General features: G+C 39.2%; 21 protein-coding genes and 1 pseudogene. 9 read left to right on the top strand and 13 right to left on the bottom strand.

Translation table 11 applies throughout. The features are described 5' to 3' along the window. Positions 1-7 precede the first annotated feature (7 nt). A complete protein-coding gene (locus NSQ41_RS06280; protein WP_066251664.1) occupies positions 8-1033 on the bottom strand; it encodes a TRAP transporter substrate-binding protein in 1026 nt (341 codons plus the stop codon). A gap of 219 nt (positions 1034-1252) precedes the next feature. Beyond that, on the bottom strand, positions 1253-2026 hold the full coding sequence (locus tag NSQ41_RS06275; protein WP_339211245.1) for an IclR family transcriptional regulator: 774 nt from the start codon (positions 2024-2026) through the stop codon (positions 1253-1255). A 358-nt stretch (positions 2027-2384) separates the two neighbouring features. On the opposite strand from NSQ41_RS06275, the pseudogene NSQ41_RS06270 reads away from it, so the two are divergent. The 3 genes and pseudogenes from NSQ41_RS06270 to NSQ41_RS06260 all read left to right on the top strand — a co-directional run. Beyond that, a pseudogene (locus tag NSQ41_RS06270) lies at positions 2385-2745 on the top strand (hypothetical protein); the annotation flags it as partial. Between the two features lie 16 nt (positions 2746-2761). Beyond that, complete coding sequence (locus tag NSQ41_RS06265) at positions 2762-3952, top strand: FAD-dependent monooxygenase (protein ID WP_327874002.1); 1191 nt, start codon at positions 2762-2764, stop codon at positions 3950-3952. A 205-nt stretch (positions 3953-4157) separates the two neighbouring features. Continuing rightward, positions 4158-5378 carry an MFS transporter gene (locus NSQ41_RS06260; RefSeq protein ID WP_063386464.1) on the top strand — a complete coding sequence of 407 codons (1221 nt, stop codon included), beginning with the start codon at positions 4158-4160 and terminating at the stop codon, positions 5376-5378. 98 nt (positions 5379-5476) lie between these two features. On the opposite strand, the gene NSQ41_RS06255 is transcribed toward NSQ41_RS06260, so the two are convergent. Beyond that, positions 5477-6094: a GntR family transcriptional regulator gene (locus NSQ41_RS06255; protein WP_144597489.1), complete on the bottom strand. Its 618-nt coding sequence runs from the start codon at positions 6092-6094 to the stop codon at positions 5477-5479. Positions 6095-6264: 170 nt separating this feature from the next. Between NSQ41_RS06255 and garR the strand changes: the two genes are divergently transcribed. From garR to NSQ41_RS06240, 3 genes are read left to right on the top strand one after another with little or no spacing between them, the layout of a single operon-like run. Beyond that, positions 6265-7152, top strand: coding sequence for a 2-hydroxy-3-oxopropionate reductase (garR, locus tag NSQ41_RS06250; protein WP_130156769.1), 888 nt, complete (start codon positions 6265-6267; stop codon positions 7150-7152). 3 nt (positions 7153-7155) lie between these two features. After that, entirely contained in the window at positions 7156-8583 is a 1428-nt protein-coding gene (locus NSQ41_RS06245; protein WP_339211243.1) for a four-carbon acid sugar kinase family protein, read from the top strand. Beyond that, on the top strand, positions 8583-9932 hold the full coding sequence (locus tag NSQ41_RS06240) for a gluconate:H+ symporter (protein WP_144597495.1): 1350 nt from the start codon (positions 8583-8585) through the stop codon (positions 9930-9932). The genes NSQ41_RS06245 and NSQ41_RS06240 overlap by 1 nt, the downstream gene beginning before the upstream one ends. A 247-nt stretch (positions 9933-10179) precedes the next feature. Here NSQ41_RS06240 and NSQ41_RS06235 read toward each other — a convergent pair whose 3' ends face one another. The 10 genes from NSQ41_RS06235 to NSQ41_RS06190 form a co-directional block, all read right to left on the bottom strand. Further along, positions 10180-10668, bottom strand: a complete 489-nt coding sequence (locus NSQ41_RS06235; RefSeq protein WP_311067093.1) for a hypothetical protein — start codon at positions 10666-10668, stop codon at positions 10180-10182. Positions 10669-11429: 761 nt separating this feature from the next. Continuing rightward, positions 11430-12245 carry a metallophosphoesterase gene (locus NSQ41_RS06230; RefSeq protein ID WP_339211241.1) on the bottom strand — a complete coding sequence of 272 codons (816 nt, stop codon included), beginning with the start codon at positions 12243-12245 and terminating at the stop codon, positions 11430-11432. 404 nt (positions 12246-12649) lie between these two features. Continuing rightward, the gene (gene htpG / locus NSQ41_RS06225; RefSeq protein WP_339211239.1) at positions 12650-14524 is read right to left on the bottom strand and encodes a molecular chaperone HtpG; all 1875 of its coding nucleotides are present in this window, start codon (positions 14522-14524) and stop codon (positions 12650-12652) included. Between the two features lie 304 nt (positions 14525-14828). After that, positions 14829-15299, bottom strand: a complete 471-nt coding sequence (locus tag NSQ41_RS06220) for a DUF1641 domain-containing protein (RefSeq protein WP_063386390.1) — start codon at positions 15297-15299, stop codon at positions 14829-14831. Then, positions 15292-18237 (bottom strand): formate dehydrogenase subunit alpha, encoded by a 2946-nt coding sequence (gene fdhF, locus NSQ41_RS06215; RefSeq protein ID WP_094245451.1) that lies wholly within the window; start codon positions 18235-18237, stop codon positions 15292-15294. The genes NSQ41_RS06220 and fdhF overlap by 8 nt, the downstream gene beginning before the upstream one ends. Before the next feature lie 12 nt (positions 18238-18249). Then, entirely contained in the window at positions 18250-19038 is a 789-nt protein-coding gene (fdhD, locus tag NSQ41_RS06210) for a formate dehydrogenase accessory sulfurtransferase FdhD (RefSeq protein WP_339194869.1), read from the bottom strand. 402 nt (positions 19039-19440) lie between these two features. Continuing rightward, entirely contained in the window at positions 19441-20229 is a 789-nt protein-coding gene (locus tag NSQ41_RS06205; protein WP_327863096.1) for an ABC-2 family transporter protein, read from the bottom strand. Between the two features lies 1 nt (position 20230). After that, a complete protein-coding gene (locus NSQ41_RS06200) occupies positions 20231-21007 on the bottom strand; it encodes an ABC-2 family transporter protein (protein WP_339211238.1) in 777 nt (258 codons plus the stop codon). Beyond that, positions 20997-21977 (bottom strand): ATP-binding cassette domain-containing protein, encoded by a 981-nt coding sequence (locus NSQ41_RS06195; protein ID WP_311067090.1) that lies wholly within the window; start codon positions 21975-21977, stop codon positions 20997-20999. Before NSQ41_RS06195 ends, NSQ41_RS06200 begins: the two co-directional genes overlap by 11 nt. 57 nt (positions 21978-22034) lie before the next feature. Further along, complete coding sequence (locus NSQ41_RS06190; protein ID WP_094245447.1) at positions 22035-22331, bottom strand: DUF3219 family protein; 297 nt, start codon at positions 22329-22331, stop codon at positions 22035-22037. Positions 22332-22484: 153 nt separating this feature from the next. Between NSQ41_RS06190 and NSQ41_RS06185 the strand changes: the two genes are divergently transcribed. From NSQ41_RS06185 to NSQ41_RS06175, 3 genes are all read left to right on the top strand, one after another. Further along, entirely contained in the window at positions 22485-22679 is a 195-nt protein-coding gene (locus NSQ41_RS06185) for a hypothetical protein (RefSeq protein ID WP_339211236.1), read from the top strand. 369 nt (positions 22680-23048) lie between these two features. Then, entirely contained in the window at positions 23049-24389 is a 1341-nt protein-coding gene (locus NSQ41_RS06180) for a cytochrome ubiquinol oxidase subunit I (RefSeq protein WP_339211235.1), read from the top strand. Then, positions 24386-25405: a cytochrome d ubiquinol oxidase subunit II gene (locus NSQ41_RS06175; RefSeq protein WP_063386398.1), complete on the top strand. Its 1020-nt coding sequence runs from the start codon at positions 24386-24388 to the stop codon at positions 25403-25405. The genes NSQ41_RS06180 and NSQ41_RS06175 overlap by 4 nt, the downstream gene beginning before the upstream one ends. Positions 25406-25550 lie beyond the last annotated feature (145 nt).

Genomic DNA, 25550 nt, shown 5'->3' with positions numbered 1-25550 from the left:
TCCTCCGTTATTGTTTCGCTTCCTCTAAAAACTTTTTAATAACCGGTGATTTTTCAGCATATTTGTCCTTCACTTCTTTTGCGATCGAATCAAAAGCAGAGGTATCGGTAAGTTCTTTTACTTTAACTCCATGCTTTTTTAATTCCTCCAAGTTCTTATTCTCTCGTTGAATTGCTTGTTGAACACCCCAATCTGCTGCTGCTTTTAATGCTTTTTTCACAATTTCTTGATCTTCAGGCGTTAGCTTGTCATATGTTTTTTGACTCATCACAATAACAGATGGAAACGTTATATGGTTTGTCAACGTTAAATTTTCAGCATTTTCATAATATTTTTCCGTTACTAACGCATCTAAATCAATGTCAATTCCATCGATGACACCTGTTTGCAAAGAAGTATATACTTCAGAAAGCGGCATTGCGGTTGGACCAGCGCCGACTTTTTCCCAAAATTCCTGAATAGCCGGGCTGCCAATAATGCGAATTTTTTTCCCTTTCAAGTCTTGCGGAGAAGAGACATGCCCGTTTTTCATCAAAATGTGGCGGTTTCCGGCAAAAATAAAATCAAGTCCGACAAGCCCTTGTGAATTCAGATCCTCCAACATTTGCTTTGCAGCTTCAGATTCTCTCATTTTCACCGCTTCTTCTAAATTTTTAAACGTGAATGGCATAAACCAAGCGTTTAATGAATCTTGGCGCGTACTCATATAGGCGTTTGTCAGAAAACCAAAATCTAATGAGCCAGTTTCAAGCTGCTGTACCATATCTTTTTCCAGTCCGAGCTGAGAAGCAGGGTAAATTTCCAGTTTCATTCTTCCGTCTGAAAGCTTTTCCAGCTCTTCCCCGAATTTCAAAGCAGTTTGATGCCAGACGTGAGATTCTTGTGTCACATGGCTTACTTTAAAAGTGTATACGTCACCGCCTTTTTCAGAGCTTTTCTCATCCCCGTTTGCGTTGTTGCCGCTGCATGCTGAAAGAATGATGACTAAAATGGACAGCATGACAAGCAACCTCATAATTCTCATTTTCTTCATGTAAAAATCCCCCTTTTTTAAATCAAATTTTGTTAATTAAAGTTTGCAGGTACAAAAATGAAACGCTTTCAATAATAAACATTAAAAAACATTTATTATTGAAATAGTGAATTCATTTCATTTATATTATAATTCATTCTCTCCCTATGTCAAACTATTTTTAACATTTATTATTTTCTAATAATTAAAAATAAAAAAAGAAGCTTTCCTGCTAGAAAGCTACTTCTCGCATTTAAATCCGAACGATTCGGATATTTCAAAAGCGCACTTCATGACGTACTGACTTACTTCATCCGTCGGCTTATGCGGGATCATCTTCGTGAAGCCTACCACTGTTATAGAAGCTACAAGATCATGATTAAAATCTAAGATCGGTACACTAAAAGACGAAACGTGCTCCACTAAAGGCTCTGCTGCGTAAGCGAAGTACGTTTTTTCAATTTCAGCTTGCTCCTTTTCAAATTCCTTTCTTTGCTCTTCCGTCAATTTGCTTAACTCTTTTAACTTCCATTCTTTAATCTCAATCTCAGGCGTTTTGTTGAAAACAGCGAAAATTTTCCCTGTGGCAGACATAAGCGGCAGCCGTGTTCCTATTTGCGCTCCGATATTTAGACCGTAGTTGGCATTCCAAATATTTGCGATAACAGGGCCTTCATGCGTCCAAACTGTAAGCAGCGATGTTTGGGCTGTGTAGCGGCTGATATCTCTTAAATATGGCGTCACCCTGCCGATCACATCTTTGCTTCCAATTGCAGCTGAACAGTATTCAATAAATTTTCCTCCCAATGAATATGTTCCATATCTTTTATCCCGATACAACAATCCAAGCTGCGTCAATGTGTTCAAATATTTATAGAGGTTGCTTTTTGTAATGCCGGACAACTCCTGAATTTCCGTAAATTTTAACGGATGATCATTGTTTGCAATAATCTCTAAAATTTGCACGCCAGTTTGCAACGATTGAATGATTTGTACGTTTTTTTGCTGCTGCATTTCTCTTCCCCTTTTAATCCATTTTTTAACCCAATATCCAAATTCTTTTATAAACATGAATGTAACAAGGAACTTTGAAAAAATCAAACACAATAAAATAACTGAAAAATTTTTATTTTATTAAAGTTGACAATTTTAAAATATTTATTTATTTTTATTATTAAATAACAATGTTATCTAATAATGGATTTTATGATCCAAAAGTGAAAGGCTAACACTACCATTTTTCAAAACATTGAATGCGCTTCCAACTTTTTCGTTAGTCACGTTTTCTAATTACACAGATCAAGAGTAGGCGCCGTTAAAAATTTAAGCAAAATGTATTGCCTAAGGAATGCTTTTAGGCCATACAATTTTCCCGACTATTGCTGCATGGATGCAAAAGCTTCCGAAAGGGTTCCATTCGAACGCCCATAGACATATGCACACATCGATTTATCATGCTCCGTTATACGATCATTGACGGCACTCGATTTAACTGGGAAAAAGGAGATTTTTCCGTTGTCCCGAACTGGTCGTGGCATGAACACGTTGCAGAAGAGGAAAGCTATTTATTCTCAACAAATGATTTGCCAATACTTGAAAAATTCGGATTGAAACGTTTGAGCAGTCAAAACGGTTATCAAGAAGTAAAAGATAGTTTACACCAGCCTTATAAATTGAATTTTGTAAAAAGTGAACTTGAAGCAATTGTCGATTCATTTCATTTTTCATTCTAATAAGGGGGATCAATATATGAAAAACAGTCAAACAGATTTAATCATTGTCGGCGGGGGGATAGGCGGTCTTTCGGCTGCTCTAGCGGCAGCGGAAGCCGGAAAAACTTCATTAGTTTTGGAAAGAGCTCCTCAGTTTGGTGAAGTCGGAGCAGGCATTCAATTGGGGCCAAATGCAACCGCTGTGCTGAAACGATTTGGAGTCATGGAGGAAATTTCAAAAGTTGCTGTATTTCCAAAACGTCTTGTGCTAAAAGATGTTTATACGGCAAAAGAGTTGTCAGCAATGGACCTTGGCGAAGCATTCAAAGCCCGATACAAACATCCGTATCTCGTTTTGCACCGTTCGGATCTCCACCGAATTTTGCTTGAAGCTTGCAAGAAAACAGGTATGGTCCGCTTCAAAAACAACCAAACAATTGAGACTGTCAAGCAAGAACATGACGTTGTTTCTGTTTACAGCCAAAGCGGAGAAATGTTCACGGCTGATGCCGTCATCGGAGCAGACGGACTTTGGTCAAAGCTTAGAAAATATTTCGTTGATGACGAACCCATTTGCTCTGAATATGTTGCTTACAGAGGAACCATACCGATTTCCGAAATTTCAAACGCAAACTTAGACGATGTCGTCATGTGGATCGGCCCTTATTTGCATTTAGTACAATATCCAGTAAGACGCGGAGAGCTTTATAATCAAGTGGTCGTGTTTAAATCTTACAATTATAAGGCAAATTCCGATGATTGGGGCACACCTGAAGAAATGGACAGACGATTTAAAGGATGCCATCCGGATGTGAAAAATGCCTTAACATTTATACAAAGGCAAATTCGCTGGCCGATGTATGACAGGCTGCCAATTAACAATTGGACAAAAGGAAAGGTAACATTGCTTGGCGATGCAGCTCATCCTATGCTGCAATATTTAGCTCAAGGAGGCTGCCAAGCGCTTGAAGATGCTTCTTATCTTGCAGATATGCTCAAAAAATATCCGGACAGCTATGAGCAAGCATTCGCCGATTTTCAGAAAGAGCGGCTGCCGCGTACAGCAAAAGTACAAACGAGCGCTCGGACATGGGGTGAAATTCTTCATACTGAAGATCCTGTTGCAACACTGCTCAGAAACACTATTTTTGAACAAAGAACTCCGCAAGACTATGAAGTGGCCGATTTCCTTTATAGCTATGACAAAACGACTAAACAAATCAATTAATATATGAATAGAGAAGCCTGACGTAAAAATTTGAACTTATAAAAAATATTTTAATAGAAAGCGGTGAAAAACAAGGGATAGCCTTCGTTTCACCGCTTTCTTCATACCATGTGCACGATTCTTTTATTTTTTTAAAAAAAGGTGTACAATTAGTTTGTTGTTTAAAAAGTCTGAAAAAATGATTTTTTTCAAAGAAGGGACAAATATGGAAGAAGCAAAATTATGGACGAAAAATTTTTTTAGTATTTCAATTTGTAATTTTTTTCTTTTTATGAACTATTATTATTTGCTGGTCACCTTGCCGATCTTTGTCATTCAAGATTTAAAAAGCAGCGAAGCTGAGGCTGGCTTAATAGCAATGGTTTATTTATTTGCTGCGATCGTGACTCGCCCGTTCGTCGACCAATTTATGGAGAAGCTTGGAAAACAAAAAATGTTGATTATTTCCTTGGTCATTTTCCTGATCGCCTCTATTTCTTATTTATTTGTCAGTTCAATTGTCTTATTATTGATCATTCGTTTTCTTCATGGAATCGGTTTCGGGATCGCGACAACCGCAACAGGGGCGATTGTGGCAGATATCGTGCCGGAATCGAAAAAAGGAGAAGGAATGGGATATTTTATTTTATCTTCCAATGTCGCCATGGTGATTGGACCGTTTTTAGGGCTTACCTCGTTAGATCATTGGGGTTCTTTTGTCATGCTCGTCATTGCCCTTATTTGTTCCGTTGGGGCGCTTTTGACCGGGGGAATAGTTAACCTGCATGAAATGAAGCCGAAACTAAATAAAAGAGAACTTTTCAAAGTGAATTTCAGCTTTGAAAAACTTGTAGAGGTATCAGCATTCCGCATTGCGTTGATTGCTGCCTTTTTAGCTTTTGCTTATTCGACTGTATTATCGTTCGTCTCCGTTTTTGCGGAAAAAATGAATCTTGGCGCCGGTTCGAATTTATTCTTCGTCGTGTATGCAATCGTTTTGCTCATTTCCCGGCCGTTTACCGGAAGGTGGTTTGACCGATACGGCGCAAATGTCATTGTTATCCCATGTATCGTTTCATTTGCCTTCGGATTATTTATATTGAGCATGGCAAATACATCCTTCATCTATTTGTTAAGTGCAGTATTTATCGGTCTTGGATGGGGAACCTTGTTTCCAAGCTTCCAAACAATGGCTATACAAATTGTCCCTCCACAGAGAAGAGCGGCTTCTCTCAGCACCTTTTTATCGATCTTCGACATCGGCATCGGCCTCGGATCGTTTTTAACTGGAGCAGTTGTTGTGTTTACTGGATTTACATCTTTATATTTTTACACTTCGCTTTATGTGTTGGTAGGTTTAGTTTTATATTGCCTCTTTGTACAGCATCGTTTTGCCAGAAAGCCGAAAAGTTTGGAGCACGATCGAAAATCTTCTCTTCAACAGTAGCCCCCTCAGCTATGGGGGCTATATCATCTTCTTTCAACACATTGCAACGATAATATTTTTTCATGTATATTTAAATTTTGTTCGAAATAAATATTTCCTCACTGCTGAAAATAATGCAAACAAAAGTCTAAATCTTTCTGCAAATGCTCTTTCATTAATCTTTCCGCCTCATCTCCATCATGATGATATATGGCTTTATAGATTTGTTCATGTTCATCAATCAAAAAAGGCCTTTTATAATAAACAACAGTCTTCCTAAATAAATAGATTATGGATTGCATCCGATCAATGATATCAATCATAAACGGGTTGTTGCTTGTTTGAACAATAATATTATGAAATTTTTCATTTGCTTCCATGATTTCTTCAGTCGTTCCGGTTCTTGCTGTGACTATGCATTTCCATAATTCTTCTAAACTTTCTTCACTCATATAAGTTGCAGAATAGCGAGCCGCATATCCTTCAAGCAAAATTCTGACTTGAAAAATGTTTCGCAAGTCACTGTCCGTTGGATTTACTACTTTTTTTTGCAAAATCAGCCCTTCTTGCTCCAACTTGCGAATCGCTTCTCTTACAGGCGTTCTGCTCACACCCAATTCTTCCGCAATTCTTTCTTCTGTCAGCTTTGTTCCTCTTGGCAACTCCCCATTTAATATTTTATCTCTTATATATTCATAAGATTTAATGTATGCATGTTTCGGTGTCTTTTTTGTCAAAGCAATCGTCTCCTCTGAATAATCTCTAATGAATAGTATAAATTGTCATTAACAATATTAAAAGTACACAAGTTTTTTGTATTCATTTTTAATTTTTTTGTATACAAATTTAATTAAATTGTGTACAATTAGACTCGAAAGAAAACGCTTACTACTGGGGGGTTACTTCAATGATTGGATTCATCGGTATCGGCATCATGGGAAAACCAATGGTTAGAAACCTTATGAAAAAAGGCTATGAAGTCACGGTTTATGATATTAACGAGGAAGCCGTTCAACAGTTGGTGCAGGAAGGTGCAATATCATCTGCCTCTCCAAAAGAAGTGGCGCAAAAAAGTAACATCATTTTTACTATGCTGCCCAATTCTGAACATGTAAAAAGCGTCATTCTAGGTGAAAACGGCATTGTGGAAGGCGCTTCCAAAGGTACGATAGTCGTGGATATGAGCTCGATCTCTCCTGTTGTTTCAAAAGAACTGGCGCAAATTTTACAAGAAAAAGAGATTGATATGTTGGATGCACCAGTGAGCGGAGGAGAACCGAAAGCAATCGATGGCACTTTGGCGATTATGGTTGGAGGAAAAGAAGAAGTTTTTAAAAAAGTTTTAGATTTATTTAAATGCATGGGGCAAGACATAACTTTAGTCGGAGAAAATGGGGCTGGCACAACTGCTAAACTTGCAAATCAAATTATGGTCAACGTCAATATCGCAGCAATGTCTGAAGCTTTAATTTTAGCTGCAAAAGCAGGCATCGATATTGAAAAAATGTATCGAGCGATTCGAGGGGGGCTTGCAGGAAGCGCTGTGTTAGACGCAAAAGTGCCGCTCATTTTAGAACGCAATTTCACTCCGGGCGGAAGAATCGATATTAACTTAAAAGATTTAACAAATGTTGTGGAAGCAGCACGTTCTATTGGCACGCCCATCCCTCTAACCTCCCAAGTATTAGAAATGTTTCATGCATTAAAGATAGATGGAAAAGCTGGTGATGATCATGCAGGTTTAATTCAATATTATGAGAAATTGGCAAATTTTGAAGTGAAAAAGGGAGTGTAAGCTATGCTCAAGACGACGGAAGTGATTTCCTCCTACCCTACAGTCGATCTCGACATGATTCAAAACGAGTGGTCTCAATATAATTCGAAATTCAATCACAAAATTATTGTGCTTGATGATGATCCTACTGGAGTACAGACCGTTCACAGCATTCCCGTTTACACGGACTGGTCATATAAAGCAATCGAACAAGGATTTCAAGAAGACAATCAAATGTTTTTTATTTTAACAAACTCTAGAGCGTTTACTGAGGAAAAAACCAAGCAAGTTCATCAAGAGATTGCCGTGACAATTGAAGAGATTTCTCAAAAATACAAACGTCCCTATATTTTAATCAGCAGAGGAGATTCAACTTTAAGAGGTCACTATCCTCTGGAAACTAAAGTACTCCGCGAAACAATTGAGCAAAAAGCAGGACGAAAAATAGATGGAGAAGTTTTAATACCGTTTTTTAGAGAAGGAGGCAGATTAACAGTCCAAAACACTCACTATGTTGACCAAGATGGGGTTCTCATTCCCGTTGGGGAGACAGAATTTGCAAACGACCGGACATTTGGTTATTGTTCAAGCCATTTAGGCGAATGGATTGAAGAAAAAACAAAAGGTGAATATACGAAAGATTCTGTTACCTATATTTCATTAGATGATATTCGCGCAATAAATATTGATAAAATATACCGCCAATTAATGTCCGTATCAAATTTTAACAAAGTTGTCGTTAACGCTTTAGCAGAAGAAGACGTTTCCGTTTTTGCATCCGCCCTGATCAAAGCAATTCAAAACGGTAAACAGTTTTTGTTTCGGACGGCAGCCTCCTTTACAAAAATCATTGGAAATGTAAAGTCCCGTCCACTACTTACAAAAGAAGAATTAATTGAGGAAAATCATAGCAATGGCGGCCTTATTTTGATTGGTTCACACGTAAAAAAAACGACTGAACAGCTAAACCAATTAAAAAAATTGTCAACTCTTCATTTTATTGAGCTTGATAGTCATCTCGTGTTGAATCAAGAAAAATTCAAAAAAGAAATCGATCGTGTCCGCTTGGAAGCAGAACAAAAAGTAAAAAACGGTATCACCACCGTCATCTACACGAGAAGAGAACTTCTGAAATTAGGAGAGGATGCGGAAGAAGAATTACAACTTGCTGTCAAAATATCTGATGGAGTAACCAGCATCGTTTCTAATTTTGCTATAAGGCCTAAATATATTATTGCCAAAGGCGGTATCACATCAAGCGACATCGGTACAAAAGGATTGGGAGTAAAACGTGCAAACATTGCCGGCCAAATCGCACCTGGTATACCTGTGTGGCAGATTGGCACTGAAAGCAAATTCCCTAATTTACCTTATATTATTTTTCCAGGGAATGTCGGTGCTCCCTCCACACTGAAAGATATTGTAACAAAATTGGAAGGAGTGAAAGAATAATGCTTACTGGAAATATGTTAATTTTAGTATTCATATTCGCATTGGCATTCTTGTTTTTCCTTATTTTAAAACTGAAAGTTGACCCGTTTTTATCACTCATTACCATTGCTATTATAACCGCACTTATAATGGGGTTCAAATTGAATGAAGTTGCTGGAATTGTTTCAGGCGGTTTCGGAAATACTTTAATGGGCGTCGGAATCTTAATCGGTCTAGGCGTTATTTTTGGAGAATTTTTGGCTGCATCAGGTGCCATTGAAAAAATAGCACAAGCTGTTTTAAAGGGCTTCGGAAACCGCCGATCTGTTGCAGGATTAGGATTAACTGGAACTGTTGTGTCAATTCCCGTATTTTTTGATGCAGCATTTGTCATACTAAGCGGTTTGATCAAAAGTTTATCGAAAAAAACAGGAATATCTGTTGTATCTTTTGTAACCGCTTTAGGAATTGGATTAATCGTTTCCCACAGCATGGTGCCGCCGACACCAGGTCCGCTCGTTGTAACGGAAAATACTAATGCTGATCTAGGGCTGTTCATTTTATATGCCATCATTTGCGCGATTCCTGCAACACTGGTTGGCGGCTACTTATACGGATTGTTCATCGGAAAACGAGTCAATCCTTCAGGCGATTTTGACGAAAATGCAGGAACCGATGAAAATAATCCAAAGCCGAAAAAAGAGATCAGCACAGGTTTATCCTTATTCATGCTGGCTCTTCCAATCATTTTAATTTTATTGAATACCCTTTCACAATTATTATTTCCAAATACACCAATTTCAGCCGTTTTAGGGTTTATCGGCGAAAAAAATGTTGCTTTACTAATAAGTGTATTAGCAGCTATTATCATCCTTAAGCCATATATTTCTATACCTTATCAGCAACTGTATTCACAAGCCATTAATTCGGCAGGTATTATTATTTTAATAACCGGTGCCGGAGGAGCTTTTGGAGCTGTTATTAATGAAAGCGGGATAGGAGACCATCTAATCGAAACGATGCAAAGCTGGAGCATTCCGGTACTTTTATTAGCTTTTATTTTTTCACAAATTTTGCGCGCATCGTTAGGTTCTGCTACTGTTGCTTTAGTGACGACTTCCAGCATTTTAGGACCTGCCGCGGGAGATCTTGGGGTCTCACCCATCCTGCTTGGTTTAGCCATATGCTCAGGAGCAATCGGCCTTTCACTTCCGAACGATTCTGGTTTTTGGGTCGTGAACAAATTCGGAAAACTTACGATAGTCCAAACTTTAAAAGCATGGACGATCGGAGGATTTTTGGCAGGCTTAACATCCCTCACCATGGTTTATATACTCAGCCTGTTTTCAGGAATTTTGCCTGGAATATAAAAACTTTAAGGTTGGCTCATGGATCCGAGCCAGCCTTTTTCAATGAGTGAAAATCGTAAATCATGATCCATACTAAATACGCTAGAACGTATCAACTAAAAATAATTTAGCTTCTTCCATACGATAAAATAAAAATGTTTTCATTTAGAAATATCAATTGAATTTTTTTCAACTCAGTTGACGTGAGCGAATATTGAACCTTCCTCTCAGCCATTTAATTTAGATAAGAAAAAACAAAACCGTCTTGTTATGACAAAATTGTTGATGACGCCTCCTGTTCGATATATTGCTTAACTAATTTGTAGCAATCATCAATATGCTTATTTCCTAAATATTTCATCGTCGCAAAGCTGATCCCGGCCGAAACCCCTATTCCAATGAGAGGAATAAGTTTGCTCGTCTGTTTTGCCGCCATCCGGGTTGCTGCTTTTTTCACCAAGCTCAGCACCAATTTTTTGCCAATTTTTCTTCCGATGAGTTCATTTCCTAATGAAGTTGCCAGAACAATAATGAGCTCTTTTGTTTTCGCATCCAATTGATCAACTTGCTCTTTTGATAAACCAAACTTTTGATTAATCTCATTTAGCAGATCTTTCACAAGTGCAGCATCCACCGTCACATCAATACCCGGAATTGGAACAGCTGCAGCAATAGCAGAAACAGATGAACGTCTATTCACTAATTTACGGCATTCTTCCCGAATTTGATCCAATTGATCGATCGTTTTTGGCAGCATAAAAAACCTCCGTTTCTAAATCACTTCTTCTGTCATCGCTTCAATGACTGCGTCGCTATGTAAAAAGAAGGCGACAAACTTAATCACCAGCCAATTCAAAGGGAAACGGCAATAAGAACGTTGCAGCCGCAAATATTTTTGAAATCTTTACTTTCTCCCTTTAAGGCTCCTGCTAACACTTGCGATTAGAAATAGTTTTTTGCTTTTTCTCCATTAAATACCCCAATCGTGAAAAAAAATCTTTTCTCCGCCTCCTTATAGGAAGAGTATACCATGTTTATAGGCGTTCAGAAATAAAGTCATCTACAAAAAAACGGAGAAACGAGTGAAAGGATGAAGTTAAAAAACTAATAAGCGCTCACAAAAAATTCTTTGTGAACTCAAGATCGTTGAAAATTCCGATTGATCAACACGCTGAACAATGGAAAAGCAGCAAGTATTGTTTATTCATTTTTACAATGGGAGCAAAAGGTGTGATTGCTTTATATTTTTTCATCGATTCATGCATTTCTATTAGAGGAAAAGCGTAAATTTAACTTTAGTTATTAGCAAATGTGGATCTTAGTAGATTCTGTGATTAACCTTTTATAAATAACAAATAAACGGAAAGCTGACTTTATTAAAGATACAAGAAAATAAACTCTTTTTTGCAAAAAGAAAAAAGCAGGAGTTCATCCTGCTTTAGCTATTGAATCATCTTCAACATAGTAGGGAAAACTTCACAATCTTAACATTACAATTTTAGAGATATGTTAAAAATACTATGAAAATTGATGAAACGTAATTTCAGGGCGGCTGCCAATTCGGATGTTCACTCCTGTTTGTCCTAGGCCTTCGCTAATATAAAACGGCCGCTCGTTATGGTAATGGAGTCCTTTAATAATGTTCATTCTTGGAAGCTTGCCTTTGTAAAAAAGATGGTACGGCTTTGGCAAATTGATTTGTCCGCCGTGGAAATGACCGGACAGCAAGTAATCAAACGGAATGTTTTCCATTTCAAGAATAACGCTTGGATCATGGGTCAGCACTAATCGCATTCCTTCTTCTACTCCGTGAAAAGCTTTTTGAACATAACTGCGGTTTGTCGTGTAATCATCAATTCCAATAATATTCAAGCATTCTTCTTCAAGCTGAATGGTCACGTGCTCATTTTGTAATGTCTTTATCCCGTAATGCTGCAGCATTTTTTTCAAAGTTTCAAAGTCTTCTTCCTTTAAAACATAATCGTGATTGCCGAACACAGCATACGTGCCGTACGTTGGATTTGTTTTTCTCAATACTTCCAAGTATGCGGAAAGTTTTGGGATGCTTCTCTTCCGGTCGAGAAAATCACCTGTCAGTGCAATAAGATCAATTGGTTCTGCTGAAATCAGCTCATCTAATTCCTTTGGGCTGATCGATAAGTTTTCTAGGTGTAAATCAGATAGATGGAGTATTTTTATATTCTTTGCAGAAGCTTTCCTATCGGGGCAGCGAACTGTGATTTTCTTAACAGCTACATCCTTTGTATTTTTATTTCCTTTTATTAAAAAGAATATGAAAAGTCCAAGAAAAAATAATATAACAAAAAATAGCATAACCAAACTCCTCTCTCCCCCAAGTATAACGAACCTTCTCAAACGATCCTAGTGGGAGTTAAAGGAATTTGAAAAAAAAACTCTTAGCTGCAAAAGAGCTCAAACTATTAACAAACCTGCCTTCCGCCTTGAAAAGGTAGGTTTGCCTTTCTGAATTTGATTTACGTCTGTCCATATGTTAAATTTTTTCAGCTGTATGAGAACTTTCCCCCGTTTGCAAAATCGATCCGTAGTACCCAATGATTTTTCGTTTGCCAATGCCCTCACAATCGTCGATATTCTTTTTACAAAATAAAAATTGTTTTTCACTTCATCGCCCTAAATATTTTTAGCTATAGTGACAAATTGTCTTGTGCTCTGTCACTAGCCTAAATGACCAATCACATCATATGCCTCCGGCTTTTTTAGGAAATCATAATTTTACAAATGTCATTTGTAAACTCAACAGGATCTTGGACTGGCAGGCCTTCAATTAGCAAAGCCTGATTATACAAAATGTTTGTGAACAGCTTCAGCTTCTCTTGATCGTTTTCATACGCTGCTTTTAGCGTTTGAAAGACTTCGTGATCTGTATTAATTTCAAGCACTTTCTCCGCTTTAATGTTTTGGCTGTTCGGCATAGCATTTAACACTTTTTCCATTTCAATCGTGATTTCGCCGTCTGTTGATAAACAAACAGGATGTGTTTTTAACCGTTTTGATGCTCGCACATCCTTTACTTTATCACCCAAAATGCTTTTCATTTGTTCGAACAGCTCTTTATGTTCTTTTTCAGTTTCTTTTTTGTTTTCTTCTTCGCTAATTCCTAAGTCGCCGCTGGAGACTGATTTAAATTCTTTCTCTTTATATGTCATTAACATTTTGATCGCAAATTCATCGATATCCTCTGTCAAATACAAAATTTCATAGCCTTTATCTGCAACCAGCTCGGTTTGCGGAAGCTTTTCAATTCGTTCATACGAATCGCCCGTTGCATAATAAATATATTTTTGCTCCTCAGGCATTCTTGATACATATTCTTGCAGGGTGACAAGTTTTTTCTCCTTTGAAGAGTAGAACATAAGCAAGTCTTGCAATGTTTCTTTATTTGCGCCGAAATCGCTGTAAACGCCATACTTTAATTGTCTGCCAAATGCTTCATAAAACTTTTCATATTTTTCTCTTTCATTTTTTAATAGGTTTTCTAGTTCGCGTTTAATTTTGTTTTGAATGTTTTTCGCAATGATTTTCAATTGCTTGTCATGCTGGAGCATCTCTCTTGAAATATTTAACGATAGGTCCTCAGAATCAACCATTCCTTTAACGAAGCTGAAGTAGTCAGGCAGTAAATCCGGGCACTTGTTCATAATTAACACGCCGTTGGAATACAGTTCAAGCCCTTTTTCATATTCTGCTGTATAGTAATTAAATGGCGTTTTTTCCGGAATATATAAAATCGCCTGATAGCGAACCGTCCCATCTACGCTAATATGAATATGTTTTAACGGTTTGTCAAAGCCATAATGCTTTTCGGCATAAAAGTTTTCATAATCTTCATCTGTCAGTTCACTTTTATTTTTCCGCCAAATCGGAACCATGCTGTTGATTGTTTGTTCTTCAACAACCTCTTCAAATTCGTTCTCGTTCTCATTTTTCGGTTTTTGTACTTTGACATCCATTTTGATCGGATAGCGGATGAAGTCGGAATATTTTTTAATGATTTGTTTTAACCGATATTCGTCAAGAAATTCGTCATAGTTGTCATCTTCAGTATTCTCTTTGATTTTTAGTATGATCTCCGTTCCGACCTCTTCCTTCTCATATGGTTCGATTGTAAAACCATCAGCGCCTTTTGATTCCCATTCATATGCTTGATCGCTGCCCAGCGCTTTACTGATGACAGTGACAACATCCGCAACCATAAAGGCGGCATAAAAGCCAACGCCGAACTGTCCAATAATGTCATAGCCGTCTTTTAATTCGTTTTCTTTTTTAAAGGCGAGCGACCCGCTCTTTGCAATCGTACCAAGATTTTCTTCCAATTCCTCTTTTGTCATGCCTATGCCTGTATCAACGATTGTGAGCGTCCGCTTTTCTTTATTTGGAATAACTTTTATGTAGTATTGATCCTTTTGAAAGGTTAACGAATCATCAGTCAGTGCTTTGTAATAAATTTTATCAATCGCATCGCTTGCATTTGAAATTAACTCTCTCAAAAAAACTTCCTTTTTTGTATAAATGGAGTTGATCATCATTTCTAATAACCTTTTCGACTCGGCTTGAAACTCTTTTTTTTCCATGACCGCCTCTCCTTTCTAAAAAGCGTATGTGCAAAATTAAGATAAAAATTAGCACTCTAATCAATCGAGTGCTAATCATCATTTTTTTAATAACAAATATTTAATTTTATGTCAACTCCGAATGATTGACCGCTTTGCACTTTTCTTGAGTTTTTCTTTACGAACGATAGGCAACAGTCGTTTTCGAATGAGAAGGGCTTTGTCTTTCCACATAATGGTTGCAAATTTCTTTACCAATCAGGATGTTTTTCGGCACAAAAGCATTCCCTCGCAACTTTCAAGCTTCACTTTTATTGCCAATCCTTTAAGATTTCCCCATTCCTCTTAAAAAATGAAGAAGCATAGTAATCGATCGGTTGATGTCAGGATCTTTTAAAGCCGATAGCAATTGGAAAAAAGAAGTTGTTTCTTCTTTATTGACGCTTGCCGCAGCTTCTTGTATTCCAGCATTCATTCTTGTCGTCATTACCTGCAGCTTTTCGAGATCGATTGTTCCCAGCAGCATCAACAGATTGACGATATTTTTTAAAACATCAATGTTCGGTTTTCTGCTGACTTCCTTAACCACGTTTTCTAGTACTTGATCTTTCCGCGCTAAAAGGGCATTGGCGATTTCCAGAACACCTGCATCGTGAAGCTTCCGTAAACATGCTATGCCTTCTAAAACTGCCTCTTTATTGTCTGCTAACGCTTGCTCGATTTCTAATAAATTTTGCTTTCTTTTTTCTTCTTGTGACACTTCGATTTTTTTGATGGTTGTAATTGGTTTAGCCATGTATTTTCACCTTGCTTCCGGGAAACGTGTAGTCGCTGCGCTCCCATTTCTTCTCTACTTTGACCCCAATTTGCGGATTTCTTTTTCCGTTTCGATGGTTGTTTGGACGAATTGGGGAGTCTCCTTTTTCCTTCAATACGACCATTTTTACGGCAATTTCTTTATATGCCGGTGTGTTCGTATCGCGGTCAGCATGATTGCCTGTTAAACGATTAATAGCCAATTCGCCCGTATCATTCAATGGGATAAAGATTTCATGCTTTTGCACGCGATCCGTTATGTGAACAGGGCCTTTTACAGAGCCGTATTTGGAAATAAGCTTGACAATGGCTCCTTCTTGAATACGGCGTTCTTCAGCCAATTCTTTCGAAATTTCTATAAAAGCGTTCGGGGTTTTCCGGCTGATTCCTTGTGATTTATACGTCATGTTCCCTTCATGGAAATGTTCTAGCAAGCGCCCGTTGTTCACGTGAAGATCATACTCTTCATCTACATCATATAAATAATCGACTTGAAGCGGATAAAGCTGTGCCTTTCCATCGGCAAACGGGAATTGATCTTCATAAAGAAGCGGCGAGTCGGTTCCATCTTTCTCAACAGGCCATTGCAAGCTTGAAAATCCTTCTAAACGGTCATAGGAAACACCGGCAAAAAGCGGTGCGAGCGACGCCGCTTCTTCCATAATTTCTCCAGGGTGCTGATAATCCCAATTGAAGCCCAGCGCTTTCGCCAGCATACAATAAATTTGCCAATCAGGCTTCGAATCTCCAAGAGGCGGCAATGCTTCATACAATCGCTGAATCCGGCGTTCTGTATTGGTAAAAGTTCCTTCTTTTTCTAAGCTTGGACTGGCCGGCAGCACAACATCTGCATATTGGGCCGTTTTTGTTAAAAATAAGTCCTGCACAACGAAAAATTCCAGCTTTTCAAAAGCGGCGCCGACTTGATTGATATTGGCATCGACAATCCCCATATCTTCGCCAGTCACATATAATGCCTTCAGAGCGCCTTCATGAATCGCTTTAACCATTTGATGATTGTCTTTTCCCGGATTTTTAGGCAATGTCACGCCCCAAGCTTTTTCATAACGGCTGCGGACTTTTTCATCCGCTACCTTTTCATATCCCGGGAAAAAGTTCGGCATGCTTCCAAAGTCGCTGCACCCTTGAACATTGTTATGGCCGCGCAGCGGATAGGCTCCAGTGCCCGGTTTGCCGTAATTGCCTGTCACTAATAACAAATTGGAAATGGCAGTACTCGTATCACTTCCGCGCTGCTGTTGAGTGACTCCCATCGCCCAGCAAATGACCATTGTTTTAGATTGATGAATCGTTTCAGCAACCTTGATCAGCGTGTCCTTGGAAATTCCCGTCACTTCTTCCGCATATTCCAACGTAAACGGCTCTAAGCTACTTTTATATTGTTCAAAGCCGTTCACTCGTTCTTTGATAAACTCTTCATCATGCCAATTTTGGTCAATGATGTATTTCGTTACAGCTGACAGCCAAACAAGATCCGTTCCCGGCTTTGGCCTGATAAACATATCGGCCCGCTCCGCCATTTCATGCTTTCTTAAGTCAAACACGAGCAGCTTTTGTCCATAAAGTTTTTGCGCTCGTTTGATTTTTGATGCCAAAACCGGATGCGATTCCCCTGTATTGGCGCCAATAATGATGACAAGATCAGAGGAAGCTATGTCAGAAAAAGATCCTGAATCACCGCCATAGCCGACAGTACGAAATAGTCCAACCGTTGCTGGAGATTGACAATATCTTGAGCAATTATCAACATTATTCGTTCCTATCACTTGACGGGCAAATTTTTGCAGTAAATACGATTCTTCATTCGTTGCTTTGGAAGAAGCTATAAATCCTAAAGCATCAGGGCCATGTGCATCTTTTATTTCTTTAAACCGTTTTGCAACATATCGAATCGCCTCATCCCATTCAACTTCTTTAAAATGGTCGCCTTCCCGGATCAACGGTTTTGTCAGCCGTTCTTCACTATTGACATAATCCCAGCCGAACTTCCCTTTTACACAAGTGGAAATTCCGTTTGCCGGCGATTCCGGTGTTGGTTCAACTTTTAAAACTTTTCTGTCTTTTGTCCATATATAAAATGAACAGCCAACTCCGCAGTATGTGCAAACTGTTTTCGTTTTCTTGATCCTTTCCTTGCGCAGCTCAGCTTCTGTATCTGAGATGGCCATTAGCGAACCGTATCCTGTTTCCACTTCCTTCGTCAAATTAATCATCGATCGTAATGTACCAGGTTCTACATTTGTTAAAAAGCCGGCTTCCCCTAACATTGATTTTTCCATTAAGGCATTGCACGGACATACAGTTACACATTGGCCGCAATTTACGCAGCTGGACTGATCAATCGGCACATCGTTGTCCCAGATCACACGAGGCTGCTCTCTGCTCCAATCAATCGTCAATGTTTCATTTACTTGAACATCTTGGCACACCTCTACACAGCGTCCGCATAATATGCATTGATTTGGATCATATCGATAAAATGATCCTGAATAATCCACTTCATACGGTTTTGGTTGGAACGGAATGCTTTGATGTTCAATGCCTAAAGCTTTAACCGTATTATGAATTGTACAATCTCCATTGTTTTTATCGCAAACTGTGCAATATAATTCATGATTTTTTAAAATTTGATCCATCGCTAATTTTTGAGATTCTTTTACTTTAGAAGTCTCTGTTTCAACAACGAGTCCTTCTTGGACTTTGTAGCTGCAGGCTCGTACAAGCTCCCCGTTCACTTCCACCATACAAGTATCACATGTTTGAATTGCGCCCAAGCTTTCATGATAACAAACGTGCGGTACATCCATTTCATGTTCGAGCAAAGCCTGCAGAAGATATTGATTTTCCCTTGCGGTTATTTCTCCCCCGTTGACCGTAATCGTTACATTTCCCACGATACGTTCCCCCTGTTATTTTGTTATTCTGTTGCTATGTGTATAAATGTTCATTTTATTTTCCCGTATAAACCCAACAGTCGTAATGTTTAAATCTTCTGCCAATTGAAGTGCCAAATTTGTTGGAGCCGATTTTGATAGAAGTATACCGCATCCAATTTTCGAAACCTTCAGCACTACCTCTGAGGAAATCCGCCCGCTAAAAGCGATTATTTTATCATTTAAAGAAATGCTTTCGTTTAGACAGAAGCCATATAATTTATCTAAAGCATTATGTCGTCCAATGTCAGAAAATGTCTTAATCAATCCCTCTTTTGAACATAATGCCGCATGATGAATGCCTCCAGTACGCTTAAAAGCCGATGAAGCTTCATGTAACATTTCCATTAACTGAAAGCATTGTGCGGCAGAAATCGTCATGCTGCTCAAAATTGTTTTCGCTGTTTTCACATCATTATAAAAATAAAACTGTCGGCTTTTTCCGCAGCAGGAGCCGATAAAGCGTTTGGAAACAAACTCTTTCTTATCCCCTATCGGCTGATGCAAATGAACATAGGCAAACCCCTTATCCTCATCAATTTGAAGCGCTTTCACATCTGCTTTTATGCGGATTATCCCTTCTGAAGCTAAAAAGCCCAATACAAGCTCCTCTACATGGGACGGCGAGCATACTAATGTGGCGAATTCCTCATTGTCCACAAAAATTGTTAACGGATACTCTATCGCAATTTCATCTATCACCACTTTCTTGTTTTGATGATCAATTTTGATTATTTCTCTTTTACAAATAATTTCTTTTTCCATAATGGGAACCTTCCTTTTTAATCACACCTTTAAAATAAAATATTCGACAGAAGCAGAAAAAATCCTTTTCTTCTTTTTTTCTCTATTTGTCCATACAAGGAAACTGTTTCACTGGAAAACCTAAGCGAGGTCAGGCTGGGAAAAATGAGGGGAGAAATATATATCTTTCAAGCGACATCGACTGATTTTGGCAGACTGCTTGTTCGAAAAAATCATCCATTGATCATTGTCTTTTATCGTGCCAAACAGCTGGGGAAAAGCAACTGAAAAACTGTAACCCCTCTGCTTTTTCATCTATCCATCTAATAAGCTATTCGGTCATTCCTTAACCAACATCTACCGTTTAAAATTATTAGCAAATTTTTCACATTCTCTGCTGCCATTTTTCAATGCACGGAATATTTAACTGCTTGCACTTGTGTACGATCGGAGCGCATACCGCCAGAACCGGCGCGATATCCATAAGAACAGCCCGGCAAGTACAACGGATAGGATTGTTGTCATCCCGTTCCATTTTCCAAGCAAAGACAACGCCGGCGTGCTTGTAATAAAGGCAGCTGGCAAAATGTATGTGAGCACGATGCGAAGCCAGCCTCTATACATTCCGATTGGGAACCGTGTTGTTTCAAAAAATGAATTAAAAACAAACGATAGATCATCGATACGAATAACCCAAAAGGAGGTGGTCATCAGCATCATCCACAGCGCGTAAATCAGGACAAGCGAAGATCCGATACTAATGAAAAACATCACTGCATCCATTATTGTCGGCATATAATGTTTTTGTATTAACGCATAGATTATCAAGCCGATGCCAAGAAGCACATCAATTAGGCGCCAAAACACTAAATGGCGGAAGCTGACATAAAACATGCTGTCGACCGGCTTTGTCAATACATAATCAAACGTCCCCATGCGAATATGCTGCAGCAGACGGGACATGTTGGGCCGCAGGGCAAAATCAATCAATCCTTGCAGCGTATTGAATATACCAAGAAGCAGCAGAACATCCGCATATTTCCAACCGCCGAGGTTATCTGTTTGATAAAAAAATATTTGAATTGTCAAAATAGCCATCCCAATGCCAAACAAACTCGACAGGAAATTCCCTAAAAATTCGCTGCGATATTCGAGCTCCTCCACTAAACAAGTCCGAAAAAATTCACAAAAAATGCGCCAATGTCTTTTCACATTATCCCCCCACAGCTTGGTTTTTCCTTAGACCAGCCTTCCAAAGCAACAATACTGCAAGCATAAAAAACATGCACCAAACTGCAGCCCATCCAAATCCGTACACAATATCCATCCCTTGGACGCTTCCGGTCAAAATTTCGATTGGAAACCCGACCATATATCGAAAAGGCAAATAAAAGCTGATCGTTTTCAAAAGCGGCGGCAGGAGCGACATCGGTGCAATGCGGCCCGACAAAAAGAGAGACACCGCTTCAAACATGCCGTACAAAGCCGTCACTTTTGTCACCCAAAAACCTAACAGACCAAATGTGTAGCTGAATAAAAAACGAATGACCGCTGCCAATAAAAGCGCACAAAAGAATAACAGCCACTGCGCCGCACTTATTTGATCCAGCCGCAGCGCCGGAATAAAGACCGCCAATAGGCCCCATGCCGGAATTAAAATGACGAAAAATAACGCTTTATACACGATATTTTCAGCAATGGCCCAATGTATCGGGTGAAACGGACGGACAATTTGATAAGAAAAGGTTCCCTCCCTTATTTCCCGCTCCAATTCCCAAACGTCCCAAGCGCTTGTCATGCGTTCAACAAAAATCAATGCCGCAAAGTAAAAAATAAACTCATTCTCCTGATCAGGATCAATATTCATCCAGACCATCATCGTGATCAGCGGCTGAACCATGGCTCCTGTCATCCACACGATCGTCGCCAGCCGGTAGGCAAACATCTCCACATATTTCATGCGAAGGAGAACAGAGTATTTACGAAACATGTGCATCCTCCTGAAACGCGAGCGTTATCACTTCTTCCATCGGCGGGTCTTCTATATTTAAATCGCGAACATCAAACTGCTGCAAAAATCGGGAGGATACCTCGTGAATGCGTTCCCTCGGCACACGAAGCGTTACTTTACCCTCTTTTGCATCGACTAATTCGCCGTATGCATCCCATGAAATATCGGGAATGGACGAAAGCTGAACCTCTAGCAATTTATACGGCGTCAATTTTTCCGTCAACATGTCCAATTCACCATCATACAACAGCTTCCCATGATTAATAATGAGCACCCGATCGCACAGCGCTGTCACATCGCCCATGTAATGCGATGTCAACAATACTGTCGTTCGGTGCTCGCGGTTATATTGTCCTATAAAGCGGCGGACTTTTTCCTGCGTATGGACATCCAAGCCGATCGTCGGTTCATCCAAAAATAAAACCTTCGGCCGATGCAAAAGCGCGGCTGCTAATTCGCATTTCATCCGCTGTCCGAGAGACAAACTCCGCGTTGGTTTCGTCAAGAGCTCTTCTAACTCCAGCAGCTCGACAAGCTCATCCAACGTTTGCCGAAACGCACGGTCTTCTATTTCGTATATCGCTTTATTGACGAGAAACGTTTCCATTGGCGGAATATCCCATATGAGCTGGCTTTTCTGTCCCATGACTAAACTCATGATCTTCTTAAATTCCGCTTTTTGTTCAAACGGTACATATCCGGCAACTTGAATGCTCCCGGAGCTTGGATAAAGCAAACCGGCCAGCATTTTAATTGTCGTTGTTTTCCCCGCTCCGTTCGGCCCTAAAAATGCGACAATTTCTCCCGAAGGAATGGTAAATGAAATGTCTCGCACCGCTTCCACAGTACGAATTTCCCTCTTAAACAAACTGCGTACAGCCCCCGTCCACCCTGCTTGCCGAACGTGAACTCGAAATTGCTTGTACAAATGCTCTACATGAATTGACATAGTGCCTCCCTCTGTTTCTTCGAACACCATGGGATTACGCCATTGAAACAATCATTGTTAAATCGTCTCAATTAATTCTAATCGAAAATCACCAACCTGATTTTTTTTATACAAATTCGTCACAGAAGTGGAATAATTTTGTATCGTCCCCCTAAAGTTCAGGTCTCTTTCAGGAACTGACACATCAAACGTTTGCTGATACAGCAGCGTCGTAATATCATGATATTCATCGCTTCTCACCTTAAAAGCAAAACGAATTTTATGTAATGGCTCACCGTTTGGTTGATGAACCACTTCCTCTTCATACTCCTCAACTTGTATCTCTACACCATTCAATATTACTTTCTTCACCATACGATCCATCCCTCCTTGGCAGCTGTTTACAAAAAATCATAGCACGAATGCTTCCTGCCCACAAACTAGCATGCTTATGAATATACAACAAAAAATTCGAAGCTGTCATTTTTTTGACTCTATTTAGCCTGGATGAACTGGAGCTAAAAAACCGTGCGATTTAGAACGGACTATGTAACATTTTTGATTTTATATAGTCAAGATGAACTGCAGCCGTATTTTTGTTTGCCAAAAAAATATACATTTAGAGGCGGCAGCAACAATCCGTTCGATTACGGATTCAAACGTTCTGCAAATTTTGCAGCCAAACATAAACAGAATCTTATTGGCTGCTTTCAGGCTTTTTAAGCTAGGGAAAACATGGATTTTTTTCACAGGACTTAACCCAATATTTTCTTAACCCGGCAGATAATCCGATATGATTTGAAAATCATGTATATTCTTTAAATATTTGTACAAACATATGTTGAGCAATGCTGATTTTTTCAGATTTTGCAAATGGTACAGGCTGCCTAAAATGCTATAATATGGCATAAACTAAGCGAAAAGAGCCAATGTTCACATATTTTTCATTCTCTATATATACATTTGTCAAAGAGAATTGACAAAGAGCACATTTTTATAAAGTAAAATGAAATCATATTGTATTGGTTCATCCTGATCATATACTCATGACCGGTTTCAAAGATTTATCCCATTCAAAAGGAGGAAATAAAATTGTTATTTGAAGACCCCGTATTCAGCAGTCGAATGCTGACTATCCTTACACTTTCTTTTCACGCTATTTACGCAACCATTGGGGTAGGCGTTCCGTTGATGATCATGATTGCCCAGTGGGTTGGGATCAAAAAAAATGACGAACATTATCTTTTAATGGCTAGACGTTGGGCGCGGGGGTATGTCATCACCGTAGCTGTCGGCGTTGTAACAGGAACTGCGATTGGACTCCAGCTGTCATTGCTCTGGCCGAATTTTATGGAACTTGCCGGAAATGTGATCGCATTGCCGCTTTTTATGGAAGTATTTGCTTTTTTCTTTGAAGCAATCTTTCTCGGAATTTATATGTACACTTGGGAACGATTTAAAAATCAGCGGAAGCACCTGCTCTTTCTGATTCCTGTCTCCCTTGGCGCCGCCTTTTCTGCCTTTTTTATTACCATCGTCAACTCTTTTATGAATGCGCCGCAAGGGTTTGACATTGTAAATGGTGAACTCATCAATGTCAATCCGCTGGGTGCGATTTTTAACCCGGCCATGCCGACAAAAGTCGCACACGTAGTCGCAACCGCCTTTATGACAGCCGCCTTTACGCTGGCATCTATTGCAGCATGCCAATTATTAAAAGGCTCCAACCATGTTTATCATAAAAAAGCCTTGTTTTTAACTATGAAAATAGGACTGATTTTCTCCATTGCAACAGCTGTTATCGGAGATTTTTCCGGCAAATATTTAGCTGAGTACCAGCCAGAGAAATTGGCGGCTGCGGAATGGCATTTTGAAACAGAAGGAAATGCTCCTCTAGTCATGTTTGGTATTTTAGATGACGAACAAAACATTAAATATGCACTTAAATTCCCATATTTGCTCAGTATTTTGGCGCATGGAGATCCAAATGCAGAAGTTATCGGACTAGACCAATTTTCAAATTTTGAATCTCCTCCGCTTTATATTCATTATTTTTTTGATATTATGGTAGCCATTGGCGTTTTCATGATTTTATTAGCACTTATCTATTGGGTTGGGGTGAAGCGCGGATGGGCTTTCATCAACCAAAAATGGTTCCGCATGCTCATTGTGCTCGGAGGGCCTCTATCTTTTATCGCGATTGAGGCTGGCTGGTGGTTGACTGAATTTGGCCGTCAGCCTTGGATCCTTCGCGGAATTATGACAACGGGTGAAGCAGCAACTTCAAGCGGCCATGTAGGTCTTATGCTCATTCTTTTTGCCATTTTGTATTTGATTTTAGGAATCGGCACGATTGTGATTCTTCGCCGGTTGTTTAAAAATAATCCGGTGGAAAGAGAGCTTGAAAATCGATTAGGCGGTGAGCAGTCATGAGCTTGGAGATTATTGGGATATCCGTCCTTTGGATCTTTTTGTTCGGCTATGTGATCGTTGGATCCATTGATTACGGCGCTGGATTCTTTAATGCTTACAGCATTTTGAGTGGCAAGCAGCATATATTGTCCAAAATTATTCAACGCTACCTGTCTCCAGTTTGGGAGGTAACCAATGTATTTTTCGTTTTCTTCTTTGTTGGGATTGTCGGTTTTTTCCCAAAAACCGCATTTTATTATGGGACAACTCTCCTTGTTCCGGGAAGCATTGCGATTATTTTGCTTGCCATTCGCGGGTCTTATTACGCATTTGAAACGTATTCATCAAAAGGGCATAAAGGGTATGCCTTTATGTATGGATTGTCTGGATTATTGATCCCTGCATCATTATCTGTCGTCTTAGCCATTTCTGAAGGCGGATTTGTCTCGATGGTGGATGAGCATCCAGTTTTAAACTACGTAGCATTATTTAAAAGCCCATTATCTTGGAGCATCGTCGTTTTAAGTATTACGGCCGTCCTTTATATTTCAGCTGTTTTTCTTACATGGTACGCGAATCAAACTGGTGATACAGACGCAACGAATTTAATGAGAAAATATGCTCTTTTCTGGGCATTTCCTTTAATCATAACAGCTTGCGGCATCATTTATGAACTGAGCTATCACAACCAAGAGCATTTTGAACGCATCCTTAATTTATGGTGGATGTTCGCTTTATCGTTTCTTTTATATGTCGGGACTGTCTGGCTCATTTGGAAAAGAAAAAATTATGGATTGGCATTCGGATTGTTAGTAGGTCAATTTCTGTTAGCTTTCTTTGGATATGGAATCTCCCATTATCCGTACTTGCTTTATCCATATTTGTCCATTTATGACAGTTTTACAAACGAAGCTATGGCCATTTCCCTGATCATCGTTTTTATTTTAGGATTAGCCCTTTTGCTCCCTTCCCTTTATTTACTAATAAAACTGTTTCTGTTCGATAAAGATTATGTGAAAGGGCAAAACGCAAAATAAGGAGTGTGGAACGATGAAGACTTTTTTAATTACGTTTGCCCCCTTTCTCGTGCTATTCGCTGCTGCAGCTTTATCATTTTGGACAGCAGTGAAAGATGAGCTCATATCCAAAAGAGGATAAAAATTGAAGCAAGCTTAGAAATCA

Origin of the sequence: Aeribacillus sp. FSL K6-8210 (assembly GCF_037963925.1) — a bacterium.
GTDB classification, from domain to species: domain Bacteria; phylum Bacillota; class Bacilli; order Bacillales; family Aeribacillaceae; genus Aeribacillus; species Aeribacillus composti.
The sequence above is the reverse complement of the archived record's forward strand: the minus strand, read 5'-3'. Positions and strand labels throughout refer to the sequence as shown.